The sequence below is a fragment of the Pseudorhizobium sp. NPDC055634 genome (assembly GCF_053618655.1).
On the sequence record NZ_JBSHHW010000007.1, the window covers coordinates 52,777 to 65,019 of the forward strand.

Here is a 12,243-nt window from a genome sequence, read left to right on the forward strand (position 1 = left end):
CTCGCCACACGATCGCTAGATCTAGAATCTATAGCCGACGAACAGGGAGACGGACGGCTGAACGTCCTGCTCGACGATCGGGCTATCGGCCGCATCGCCGGTGAGAACCCCGACCCCGGCTTCACCCCGTAGCAGCCAGTTGTCGGTCAAAATATAGGTTGCGGAAGCTGAGAGATCGACGCGCTTGAGGCCGGCCTCCGCCTTGTACTCCGGCAGGCCCGACCGCGCCGACTGGCTGGCGTTCACGCCGAAATAGGCTTCCATATGCTTGTCGTTGGCAACAGTAGCCGCGATGTTGGCACCGAGGATCAGTCGTTCCGTAACCGGTGCCTTGTACTCGGCGCCGAACGTGCCGATCAGGCTTTCGCTCCCGTCGATTGTCTGGTCGATCGCCGCATAGAGTTCGAGTGCATTCCAGGTGTAGGATGCCCTGGCGCCGACGGTTGCCGCGAAATCGATCTCACCCAGGCCGCGAAGCCGGTCGCCATCGTCCTTGTCGCGTCCGCTCTCGTAGCCGACCCTGCCTGCGAGCGCGAAACCATCATGCCGAAGCGCCGCGACTGTTACGCCGCGGGGATCGATCTCCAGCCACTCCCCGTACGTGAATAACACGACCGGTATGGGGCTGAGCTTGTATTCGTCACTGCCTTCATATTCCGGCTGATAAGAACCACCGACGCCAACGATCAGGCTCCAGTTACGTTCTGGTTCGCCTTCGAAACGACCTTCGTCAAACAGTGGTTCTGGTGGCTGACCGGTCGTCCCGCCATCAGCCGCTTCGGCACACGTCATAGAAATACTGTAGGCAAGGTTGACGACGACAACGCCGGATATGGCCTTAGAAAGGCAATGTCGGACTGTCCGTTGAGTGTAAAACATGGGTGCTCCAGTGATCTCACACGGGGACCCCAACCTCGTCTGGGACCGTGTTGCAACGCCCGTCTTCCTGACATGGCCGGATCTGCCGGCGCATGTATTTTTATTGCGCTTTGTTTCCAATGGGGGCGTTGGCGTACGGACACAAAACTTAATGTGGCTTCTCAGCCGGAAGTATCTAAGCTGACCGGCGCGAGGTGCCCAAGTGACGCTCGCGTTCCCGACATGCATCAGCCGATGAGCCCGTGGAGATAAATTGCGACCTCGCATCCGCCTGCCGACCGGGACGATCCATGGTCAGATCACCGCCATCATTCTGGTCTGCCTGATGATCGTTATCATTGCCGGCTCGTCGCTGGAGCGTTGGGTCGAGGCGGATTACGGCTTCCCCGACATCGAGAGCTACTCCGACCGGCTCTCTGCGATGGCGTCTGTCCTTTCTGCTGCGACGCCTGCAGAGAGAGCCACCATTGTCTCGGCGGCAAATCGTAGTGGCTGGGACCTTTCCTTGAGGCCCGCCTCCTACGCCGAACGTTTCGTGACCTCGTCACGACAAGAGCCGTTCCTGCATGCGGCGATCGACTGGCTGTTCCCGCCGGACAACGTCGCCGTGCCGATCGGAGGTTGGCGCACCTTTGTCGGGACGGAGCGTGTCCTTGCCGCCAAGGTGGATGCCGAGACCATTATCGTCATGGAACCCCTTCCGAGCAGCTTTCTCCGCAGCGACGCATTGAGCTTTGGCTCGAACTACCTCGTGGCCCTGGTAACGCTGATCATATTGTTTTCCTCGTTTGCGGTCTGGGCAATCACCCGCCCGTTGCGCCGGATCGCGGCGGCGGCGATGGAGGCGGACATTTCCGTTCAAGCGGCGCCATTCGAAGAACGTGGCAGCGGCGAAATCATAGCCTTGGCGCGCGCGCTGAATGCGATGCAGAGCCGGATCTCAACCATGGTTGAAGCCCGCACCCGAATGCTGCGCGGCATCAGCCACGACCTGCGCACACCCTTGACGCGGCTGCGGCTGCGCGCAGAGCGCGCGCAGCCAGAAGAGCTCCGTGACGCATTGCTGGTCGATATCCGGCGGATTGACCACCTTCTGCAGGAAAGCCTTGGATATCTGCGAGACAATCACACTCGCGAGGCTTTCCAGCGCGCCGATCTGGCGTCCATTCTGAAGACAATCTGCGACGAGTTCGCCGACATGGGGCATGACGTGACGTACAGCGGTCCACTTCGTCTCATCGCGGAGTTCAAGCCGCTCGCCTTGACCCGAGCCATTACCAACCTCTGTCAGAACGCGGTCAAGTTCGGCACCAAAGTCGACGTGTCACTTTCTGAGGTTGATGGAAGTGCGATAATCGACGTGACCGATGACGGCCCGGGAATTCCCGAAGAATACAAAGGACGTGTTCGAGAGCCATTCTTCAAGCTGGACCCAGCACGAGGGGGCGACGTTTCCGGTTTTGGTCTCGGATTGTCCATCGTGTCCGAGATCGTCGAGACGCATCGGGGTAGCTTTCAACTACTGGATCGCCAACCCACGGGCCTGATTGCAAGACTGGCGCTCCCGCTGGCACCGAACCGGTAAACCTCCCTCGTCTTCGTTTGAGCGATTGAGTAATCGACCCTCGACGAGGGAACTGGCTGCGTGGCGATCGGGAGGCAGACCAGAATGGCGGATGACGCGACCGCAACAGGAAGCTGTCGGGCGATCGCGCCATCTGAGGCGCGCGCCGAAGTCATCGCCCCTCAGATGGATCGCGATCGAGGATCCTCAGCTCCTTGTAAGGCGAGATGCTGCTCACATGTTCAGACCGCGTTCGAAAGCCGACGCCGCCCGGCACCGCCTCGAAACACAAGGAGATCAGCAAATCGTCCGGAAAGCCTTACTGCCAAGCGTTCCCAATGGCGGAGAGGGTGACTGCTTTCGCGACCGACCCATCTGAACTCAGGATATCTCATATCGTACTGTAATTACACTTGATTTTTCCACGACCTCCCTTTTTCCACGTAACATTCCGTACCATCTCGCAACAGCAAATCTCGCCACTTGTGGCGGGCTAGCAAGCCTTAACTAAGTTCATAAAGGATGCCGCCACATGCTCAGCGACGCAAAGGCTCGGAAGCTGAAACCAACCGATAAGCCTGTATCGGACGGCACCATTGTCGGCCTTTACCTAGTGCCCGGCGGAAGTCCCGGCACGGGAAAGTGGATCTTGCGTTTTCTCTCACCTGCCACTGGCAAACGTCGGGAAATGGGACTTGGAAGCTATCCGACAACATCTATTCGAGATGCACGGGTCAGGGGCTTTGAGGCGCGTGGCGTCATCGACAAAGGCAATGACCCGCTGGAAGTCCGCCGCGAGGAGGAGCGGGAGGCGGCAAGGCTCGCTACCGTCCCCACTTTCGCAGAGGCCGCATGCCAACACCACGCGGACAAGGCCGGGGGGTTCCGCAACAAGAAACATCGAGACCAGTGGATCACTACACTAGAGAGGTTTATTTTTCCGAAGATTGGCAAGACACGGGTCAACCAACTCGGCCCGGCCGATTTTGCCGCCTGCCTCAAGCCAATCTGGCTCGAGAAGCCGGAGACAGCCTCTCGGGTGAAGCAACGTTGTGACGCTGTCATGAACTGGGCTGCTGCAAACGGCTTCATCGTCGCAAGCCCAGTCGGTGTAGTAGACAAGCTATTGCCCAGACAACCTGGGAAGCGGGAGAGGGTTCAACACCAACCTGCCCTGCCTTGGAGATCGGTGCCGAGCTTCTTCAGGGAGGTTTTGCACGCCGGCGAAGCAAATATCACCCGTCAAATGCTGGAGCTCGTCATCCTGACCGCCTGCCGCTCCGGCGAGCTTCGGCACATGGAATGGCAGGAGATCAACTTCTCGCAAGCTATCTGGACTGTGCCGGCACGCAGGATGAAGGCGAAGGCTGCCCACCGCGTCCCGCTGGGCCCACGATCTATCGAGATCCTAGAAAACCGACTTGAGCAATCGGAACGCAGAGAAGGTCTCGTCTTTCTGTCGCGGACGAACAACCCAGTCACCGACATGGCACTGACGAAGTTCCTGCACGATCATGACGTCGAAAGCGATACCCAAGGACGAAATGCGACAGCGCATGGCTTTCGATCGAGCTTTCGCGACTGGGCATCCGAGAACGGATATCCGCGGGACCTGGCCGAAAGGGCGTTGGCCCACACAGTGAAGAGTGCCGTGGAGGCTGCCTACCACCGAACCGATCTTCTGGAACAGCGACGCCCGGTGATGTTAGCTTGGGAGAATTTTTGCCTTCGAGGAGATGCCAACACCTCACAGGTATCGTGACCTTCGAGTTGCGCAACATGTATTTGCCTGCGGAGCTCTCTGCGCCGGGTCAGCTCTCAGTGGAAATCAACACCACATGCTCCACGCGTCGCGAGTGAGACGATGCCGTCTCATTGGAGTAGGGAGAGGTCGACATCAACCGCTTGGCGCTTTTCCGCGGCCGAGCGGATTGCGTCCAGGACCATTAAGTTGGCCGTTGCATCGCGGGCACTGACGAGCGGCGAGCCACCGTGCCGGACGAGCTCGGCAAAGTGCAGCAACTGCTCGGTATAGGGGTCCGCCGGCTGGATGGACAGTTTTGACAGCTTCAGCTTGCGCGTCCAGTCCGGTTCGCCTTCCGGTTCCCACAGCGTCAGATCAGGTAGCGAGAGCCCGGCCCTGCTGCCGGCATAGTGATGTGCGGTGACATCGTGAGCAGGGAAACGCATCGGGTTTTCGCCCGCGGAGAGATCCCACGCCCAGGGGCCGGTGGCGGCGTCGGAAATGCAAAGGGTTGCAAGGCCGCCCTTCACGAAGGACAGGGCGACAGCCGCCGTATCCTCCACCGGGAAACTGCGCCGGGCATTGCTGGTGATCGCCTGTACACTAGCCACTTCCCCGAAGAAATGGCGTAAAAGATCGATCTCATGCACGAGATTGATAAGCAGCGGCCCACCTGCTCCGGGCGTCCGGCGCCACGCAGCCTCGAAATAGGAAGGGGTCTTGGCAAGGGAACAGGTCACCGTCGCCATCACCAGGTCGCCAATCCGCCCTTCGTGGATCGCCTCGTGCGCGGCTTTGATGATTGGATTGTGCCGCCGGTGATGGCCGACCAGCAGCGGCACCAAGGTTTCCTCTGCAAGTTTGATCAGTTGAAGCGCCGATTCCAGGCTCTCGGCAACTGGCTTTTCTAGGAGCACCGGCACTCCTGACTTCAACAGCGCTGCCGAGATCGGCAGATGTGTTTCGTTGGGAGTCGCGACAATGGCGGCTCGAGCAAGGCCCGACTGGATCAGCGAGGCAACGTCAGGGAGACAGGGAACCTCCCGAGCCTCGGCGGTCGTTTTCCCCGGCGGCGCGGGATCCACAACTGCGGCCAATCGCAAACCTCCTGCTCTTGCCCTTTCCATGCTGACCAGGGTGTCTATGTGGGTGCGGCCGATCGCGCCTGCTCCGATAACCGCGATACCAATGTTGTCCAACGTCAATCCTCCTATTACGCCGGATGCAACGATACAAAAACAGAAACGGAATTAAAGTTTATTCTTGAATGGAATTCCATTTTTTGCGAGGATTGCGCCCAAGGACGAGAATAGTGGCCTGAGGAGGAGCGTGACAGTGGGAGTTCCGGTAGGCAGGAGCAGAGGAGAGCGCGTGCGGGTTATTGCTGCCCTGCGGACCCTCAGGCCCATGAGATCCAATCTATGAAGCTGGTTCTCCTCACCGGAGGTACAGGGTTCGTGGGGCTGCGGACCGCGACCGCCTTGCATGCGGCCGGTCATTCAATCCGGATCTTCGATCTCGCTCCGCGGCCGGAGCGCCTTCCCGCCGGCATGTCCGTGGAGGTCGTTTCCGGCGATATCGCAGATCCTGCCGCTGTCGCATCCGCCTCAGAGGGATGCAATGGCATCATCCATCTGGCAGGGCTGATGACGGTGGATTGCGCGCGAGATCCTGTACTTGCCACGCGCGTGAACCTGATAGGCAGCCTCAACGTGTTCGAGGCAGCCAAGGCAGGAGGGCTGCCGGTCGCCTATCTCAGCACCGCAGGCGTCTTCGGCCCGAACGATGCAATCCATCCGCAGCCGATGACGATATACGGCGCGACGAAGCTCGCAGTCGAGGGGGCGGCGCGCGCCTTCTTCCTAGACCACGGCGTGCGCAGCCTCGGGCTTCGCCCCTACATTGTCTACGGTCCGGGCATCAGCTCCGGCATCGCGGCGGGCCCGTCCATCGCGATCGCGGCATCGGTTCGACGGGAACCGGCTGAAATCCGGTTCTCGGGTCGCGTCGGCTTCGTCTATGTCGATGACGTCGCCCGCATCCTGGCGGCCGCGATGACTGCACCACTCGAAGGAGCGACCGCGCTGACCATGGCCGGCCAGACCGCAGAGATGGAGGCGTTCGTAGCCGAACTTCGTGCACAGTCGAGCTGGTCCGGCATCGGCATCAGCGGAGAGCCGCTAAGGATCCCGGCGGACTTGGCGTCGGACCCCGTGCCTGCCTTCCTGGGGGCCCAGCCGGTCACGGGAATCGCGGATGGAATTCGCCAGTCGATTGCCACGCTGAAACGGGCCGCGGGCGACGAATTGTCTAATGTTTAGCGCCCATTGTCCATTTCACGTATTCCGCACCCGTGTTTTGACGATACCTGCGGAGAGGCAGGGACCAGCCTTTCCACAGGGAGGATCTTGAAAGGCTTAGTCGCGCTTGGCCGCCGACAAATAGGATGGCAGGCAGGTGGCCCGAGATCCGGGACGAGAGGTGGAGAACCAATTTCGGCAGCTGTCTGGGGATTGAGGGGTGTTGGTCTTGCAAGGACGAGAGATGCCGACAGAAAAGACAATCCAGCCGCAGGCGAACCCAGGGGGCACGCCTTCGGCAGGCGACAGACGTCGCCAGCACGTTTACGCAATGATCATTCAGGGAGGAAAATGATGATCAAGAAACTGCTTTCCGCAACCGCACTCGTCACGGCGCTTAGCGTCGTGCCGGCACTGGCCGAACTGAAGGTCGGCTCGATCGTGGAATTGTCGGGACCCGGCGCTGCCGCGGGCACCAACTTCCGCGACGGCGTCAAGATGGGCTTCGAGGAAATCAACGCTGCAGGCGGGATCCTCAAGGAGCAGGTCGCCATCACGGAATACGATAGCCAGACCGATCCGCAGGTGTCCCGCGCCATGGTGCAGAAGGCGATCGATGACGGCGTCTACGCCATCATGGGCACCGTCTTCTCGTCCTCGACCGTCGTGAACATGCTCGTTGCCCGCCAAGCCGGCATCCCGCAGTTCACCGGTTCGGAAGCGCCCTCGATCACCGGGATGAACAATCCCTACATCTTCCGGACCGCATTCGGTTCCCAAAAGGGCGTGCCGAAGATGGCCAAGTACATGGCCGAAGAAATGAAGGTGAAGAAGGTTGCGGTCGTTTGGGCAAACACGGAGTTCGGCAAGGGCGGCCACACGTCCTTCTTGAAAGAAGCCGAGAACTACGGTTTTGAGATCGTCGCCGACATTCCGACCGAACAGGCACAGACGGACTTCTCAGCCGACATCGTCAAGCTCAAGGGTGTCCAGGCCGATGCCGCCTTCGTTTATGTGACGGAAGAGGAAAGCGCCCGCTTCCTGCGCGAGGCGCGCAAACAAGGCATCACCATTCCACTCGTCGGCGAAACCACGCTGATCGGCCACAAAGTGATCGAACTCGCCGGCGAGGCGGCAAACGGCGCAATGGGTCACGTGGGCCTGACGCCGGACGCCAACATCCCCGCGATGACGGAGATGGTTGAGAAGTTCAAGGCCAAGTTCAACTACACGCCCGACCATAACGCGATCAAAGGCTACACCGCCGCCTATACGCTTAAGTGCGTGACTGAAACGGTCGGCGAGGCCGACAGCGCCGCGATTGCCGAGAAGATGCACGGCCTGACGCTGAAGGTCGCGGATTGCCCCGGTGTCCTCATGGATGTCAGTTGGGACGAGACTGGCGAAATGGCGCGCGAGAGCTTCTTCGTGGAGGTGCAGAACGGCAAGCAGGTCGTGAAGGCGATCCTTCCTGCGAACTAAGCCTCAACTCACACCGTGCCGGCGGGGACTTGAGCCGCCGCCGGCACGATCGTTTATCATCCGCCAAGCCGACCTATAGCCTCGAGGACGACATCATGGCCGAGCTTCTCCAAATTCTTATCTCCGGCCTTGCCGCCGGCTCGATCTATGCGCTGGCCGCCGTTGGCTTCACGTTGCTGTGGCAGGCCTCGCAGACGATCAACTTCGCCCAGGGCGAGTTCGTCATGCTTCCGGCTTTCTTCGTGCTCATCGGCATGACAGTGCTCGGACTGCCTCTGTGGGCATCGGTCATCCTCGGCCTTGTCCTTGCGCTCCTCATCCTCGGCCTCGCCTTTAAGCGAATGATTGTCGAACCCATGCTTCCGCATGGCACGCTACCGCTGGTCATCGCCACAATCGCGCTCGGTCTCTTGATGAAGGAAAGCGTCAAGGAGTTCTATGGCGCAACCGCGCAGCCCTTTCCGGCGATTTTCCCGCAGACCGTCTACAATGTCGCAGGCGCAAGCGTTTCGGTGCAGGACATCTGCAACCTGATCGTTTCGATGATCGCCATTGGCGGACTGCAGCTTTTCTTGAACCGCACCCGAACCGGCCGCTGCATGCAGGCAAGCGCCCAGAACCCGGCAGTAGCTGAGATCCTTGGCGTGAACGTTCGGCGCATGGTGCTTTACACCTTCCTCATCAATGCCGCACTCGCAACCATCGCATCGGTCCTCATCTCACCGATCTATCTCGCCAAGTTCTCGAACGGTGAGACACTGGGCCTTGTCGCCTTCATTGCCGCGATCGTCGGTGGCTTCAACCAGATCCGCGGTGCTCTCGTGGGTGGCCTGCTGATCGGCGTGATTGACAACCTTTCAGCCGTTTACATCTCCGCCGAGTATCGATCCGCCATGCCGCTCATCCTGCTCATCGCCATCATCCTGCTGCGGCCACAGGGCCTGCTCGGCACCCCGGAAGGGAGAACCGTATGACCCGCTATAAACCAGTTCTCGTCGCCTTCGGCCTCGCGGCGCTCATTGTCGCCCCGCTTGGGCAGGGCAACTACATCATCTATACGCTGTGCTCCTGGCTGCTGTTCTCGATCGCCGCCATGGGTCTCAACCTGACGCTCGGCTATGCGGGCCAGGTGAGCCTGGCGCAGGCAGCATTCATGGGAATCGGCGCATACATCACCGCGCTGATGACGCTGAACGGCATTCACTGGAGCCTTGCCGCCATCGTCTCGATCGGCGCGAGCTTCCTGGTGGGACTGGCGCTCGGCTATCCGGCGCTGCGCGTCCAGCATCATTTCCTGGCCTTCGTGACGCTCGCCTTTAACACGCTGCTCTTCCTCGTTCTGCGCAACGAGGAGGAGATCACCGGCGGCTCCTTCGGCCTCGTCGGCATGCCCCGCCCCTCCTTCTTCGGCATTGCGACGGACGGAAACCTGCCTTTCTACTACTTCTCGCTTACCTGCTTCCTTCTTGCTGCCGCCGTTCTGTGGTGGATCCTTCGCTCGCCGTGGGGCCGTGCCTTTAAGGCACTGCGCGAGAATCCGGTCCGGGCGGAAAGCCTCGGCCTCAATATCCGCCGCCAGACGCTGCTTGCCTTCGCGATCGGCTCGGCCTTCGGAGGACTTGCGGGCGCCATGCAGGCGCCGCTTGTTCAGTTCATCGAGCCGGGCAGCTTTGCGCTGATCCACTCGCTAAAGCTTCTGCTGATGGTGGTCGTCGGCGGTTCCGGCCTCTTCTTCGGCCCGATGCTAGGGGCCGCCGTGGTGATCCTTCTTCCGGAGCTGTTGCGCTTCACCGAAGGTTACTACCTCATAATCTACGCGGCCCTCGTTATCGTGTTGATGGTCTATTCGCCAAACGGCCTGATCGGGCTTGGCATGAAACTTTATGAAAAGTTCAAGCCGAGGCAGGAAGAACGTCGCGATCTCAAGCAGGGGGTCCAGCTATGAACATGCATACACTGGGACATGACGGGCCGATCCTGTCCGTCCGCAACATCTCGAAACAGTTCGGCGGCATCCGCGCCGTCAACAATGTCAGCTTCGACGTACGTAAGGGAGAAATTCTCGGCCTGATCGGGCCGAATGGCTCCGGCAAGTCGACGCTGTTCAACTGCATCCTCGGCCAGCTCAGGCCAAGCGAGGGCCACTGCGAGATCAACGGTCAGCCGACCGATGGAGTACGCCCAGCCGATCTCTCGCTGATGGGCGTCGGGCGTACGTTCCAGCAGCTGTCGGTGTTCCCGAAGATGAGCGTCCTCGACAACGTCATCCTTGCCGGCCAGGAGCACGAAGGTAGCATGATGTCCCGCCTGTTTGGCAAGCCGGATGCGGGACTGACACAGAAGGCGGAGCAACTGATCGAGTTCTTCCGGCTGGCTCCCTACCGCGACACGCCCGCAGGCTCGCTTTCGTACGGGCAGCAGAAGCTTGTCGACGCGGCGATGGCCTTCATGGCCGGACCTGGCATCGTTCTACTAGACGAGCCTGCCGGCGGTGTGAACCTGACGATGCTCGGCCACCTGAAGGAGCGGCTCGTCACCTACAACCGCGAGCACGGCACGACCTTCGTCGTCATCGAGCACAACATGGAATTCGTCATGTCGCTGTGCACCCGCATCATCGTGCTGGCGCAGGGTGAAATCATCGCCGAAGGAACGCCGGACGAGATCCGGTCGAACCAGATGGTCATCGACGCTTATCTCGGAGGCTGACATGCTGGAACTGAGGAAAGTCACCGGCGGCTATGGCCGCATCACGATCCTGAACGGAACCACCTTCGCCAGTCCGAAGGCATCCATTACAACTGTGATCGGTCCGAACGGCGCCGGCAAGTCCACCGTGTTCAAGGCGATCTTCGGGCTTCTCAACATCCATTCTGGCGAAATCCTGCTGGAGGGCGAAGACGTCACGAGGAAGTCTCCGGCCGAGATGATCGCCCGCGGCGTCACCTATGTACCCCAGGGCCGCAACGTCGTGCCGCAGCTCTCGGTCCTCCACAACCTGGAGCTCGGCGGCATCACCTCCAGGGACCAGCCAAAGGTACGCCAGCGCATGGAGGAGGTGATGGACCAGTTCCCCATGCTTCGGGAGCGCAAGGACCAGAAGGCGATCGAGCTTTCCGGCGGCCAGCAGAAGCAGCTGGAGATCGCCCGCGCCCTGTTGCTGGACCCCAAGCTGATCCTGATCGACGAACCGTCCATCGGCCTTTCCCCGAACCTCGTCCAGGAGGTCTTCCAGACGCTCATCCGCCTGCGAGACCAGGGCGTCACGATCTTGATGGTCGAGCAGAACGCCAAGGCTGCACTTGCCATGTCGGACTATGGGCTGGTGCTCGAACTCGGCCAGACCCGCATGTTCGACGAGGCCGACAAGCTTCTGAAGGATCCGCGCGTCGGCCAGCTCTTCCTCGGCGGGCACATCGATGATGCTGCCTAGGGTCTGTACTCAATAAGGGTTGAGGTTGTGCTCGAAGCCTGATTCGACACTGCCGACAGGTAGGTGCTTGAGGATGGCACGTTACGATTTGAGCGAAGCGGAGTGGCGGATTGTCAAGCCGCTGCTTCCGCCGGTTGGCAAGGGCAAACGCCGACAAGACGATCGGCGCATCTTCTATGTGCTGCGGACCGGTTCGCCCTGGCGGGACCTTCCGGAACGCTATGGGCCTTACACGACCGTCTACAACCGCTTCAATCGATGGGCCAGGAGGGGCGTATGGCTGGCCATGTTCGAGGCCTTGAGCGATCGTTCGCCGCAAAGCCTGCAGTTGATCGACAGCTCGATCGTGCGAGCGCACCAGCACGCTGCCGGCGGCAAAAAGGGGGGCCGGATCACGCCATTGGCCGTTCTCGTGGCGGACTGAGTACCAAGATCCACGCCGTCGTGGACCAGGACGGCTTGCCGGTTCGGCTGCTGATCACCCCGGGTCAGGCATCGGATAAGGCGGCGTTCCCAACCCTACTCGCCGGACTGCCGCAAGCCACTATCGTTGTGGCCGATCGAGGTTACGATAGCCGCGCTCCGATCGAACTGGTCGCAGCGCGAGGCGGAACGGCGCATATTCCCACCCAGCGTCGGGTCAAGATCCAGCGCTCGGTCGAGCCCGGCCTCTATCGAAAGCGCAACCTCGTCGAGCGTTATTTCTGCAATCTCAAACAATTCCGCCGAGTGGCTACTCGCTTCGAGAAGCTTGCAAGTAATTTTCTGGCTGCCGTCGCGCTCGCTTCAGCACGCATGTGGCTGGGGGCTATTGAGTCCACGCCCTAGCCAGAACTCCTCC

The 12,243-nt window shown here is 60.5% G+C and carries 11 protein-coding genes; 9 read left to right on the top strand and 2 right to left on the bottom strand.

Annotated features, from left to right (window positions below):
- Positions 1-21: 21 nt before the first annotated feature.
- A complete protein-coding gene (locus tag ACWGPT_RS12900; RefSeq protein ID WP_452606016.1) occupies positions 22-792 on the bottom strand; it encodes a MipA/OmpV family protein in 771 nt (256 codons plus the stop codon).
- Positions 793-1,132: 340 nt separating this feature from the next.
- Between ACWGPT_RS12900 and ACWGPT_RS12905 the strand changes: the two genes are divergently transcribed.
- Together ACWGPT_RS12905 and ACWGPT_RS12910 are read left to right on the top strand one after the other, a co-directional pair.
- Positions 1,133-2,464 (top strand): ATP-binding protein, encoded by a 1,332-nt coding sequence (locus tag ACWGPT_RS12905; RefSeq protein ID WP_452606017.1) that lies wholly within the window; start codon positions 1,133-1,135, stop codon positions 2,462-2,464.
- 511 nt (positions 2,465-2,975) lie between these two features.
- Positions 2,976-4,205, top strand: a complete 1,230-nt coding sequence (locus ACWGPT_RS12910) for a tyrosine-type recombinase/integrase (protein ID WP_452606018.1) — start codon at positions 2,976-2,978, stop codon at positions 4,203-4,205.
- Between the two features lie 110 nt (positions 4,206-4,315).
- Here the strand turns inward: ACWGPT_RS12910 and ACWGPT_RS12915 are convergent, their stop codons facing one another.
- Positions 4,316-5,386 (bottom strand): Gfo/Idh/MocA family protein, encoded by a 1,071-nt coding sequence (locus ACWGPT_RS12915; protein WP_452606019.1) that lies wholly within the window; start codon positions 5,384-5,386, stop codon positions 4,316-4,318.
- 222 nt (positions 5,387-5,608) lie between these two features.
- Here ACWGPT_RS12915 and ACWGPT_RS12920 point away from each other — a divergent pair, with 222 nt between their 5' ends.
- From ACWGPT_RS12920 to ACWGPT_RS12950, 7 genes are all read left to right on the top strand, one after another.
- Positions 5,609-6,508 carry an NAD-dependent epimerase/dehydratase family protein gene (locus ACWGPT_RS12920; protein WP_452606020.1) on the top strand — a complete coding sequence of 300 codons (900 nt, stop codon included), beginning with the start codon at positions 5,609-5,611 and terminating at the stop codon, positions 6,506-6,508.
- A gap of 333 nt (positions 6,509-6,841) precedes the next feature.
- Positions 6,842-7,969, top strand: coding sequence for an ABC transporter substrate-binding protein (locus tag ACWGPT_RS12925; RefSeq protein WP_452606021.1), 1,128 nt, complete (start codon positions 6,842-6,844; stop codon positions 7,967-7,969).
- 95 nt (positions 7,970-8,064) lie between these two features.
- Positions 8,065-8,943: a branched-chain amino acid ABC transporter permease gene (locus ACWGPT_RS12930; protein WP_452606022.1), complete on the top strand. Its 879-nt coding sequence runs from the start codon at positions 8,065-8,067 to the stop codon at positions 8,941-8,943.
- Positions 8,940-9,914 carry a branched-chain amino acid ABC transporter permease gene (locus tag ACWGPT_RS12935; RefSeq protein WP_452606023.1) on the top strand — a complete coding sequence of 325 codons (975 nt, stop codon included), beginning with the start codon at positions 8,940-8,942 and terminating at the stop codon, positions 9,912-9,914. Before ACWGPT_RS12930 ends, ACWGPT_RS12935 begins: the two co-directional genes overlap by 4 nt.
- Positions 9,911-10,678 (top strand): ABC transporter ATP-binding protein, encoded by a 768-nt coding sequence (locus ACWGPT_RS12940; protein WP_452606024.1) that lies wholly within the window; start codon positions 9,911-9,913, stop codon positions 10,676-10,678. The genes ACWGPT_RS12935 and ACWGPT_RS12940 overlap by 4 nt, the downstream gene beginning before the upstream one ends.
- Before the next feature lies 1 nt (position 10,679).
- On the top strand, positions 10,680-11,402 hold the full coding sequence (locus ACWGPT_RS12945; RefSeq protein WP_452606025.1) for an ABC transporter ATP-binding protein: 723 nt from the start codon (positions 10,680-10,682) through the stop codon (positions 11,400-11,402).
- Positions 11,403-11,475: 73 nt separating this feature from the next.
- Positions 11,476-12,230 (top strand): IS5 family transposase gene (locus tag ACWGPT_RS12950; RefSeq protein WP_452606026.1). Its coding sequence is split into 2 segments (ribosomal slippage): positions 11,476-11,791 and positions 11,791-12,230, totalling 756 coding nucleotides; the frame shifts between segments, so codons are not numbered across the junction.
- Positions 12,231-12,243 lie beyond the last annotated feature (13 nt).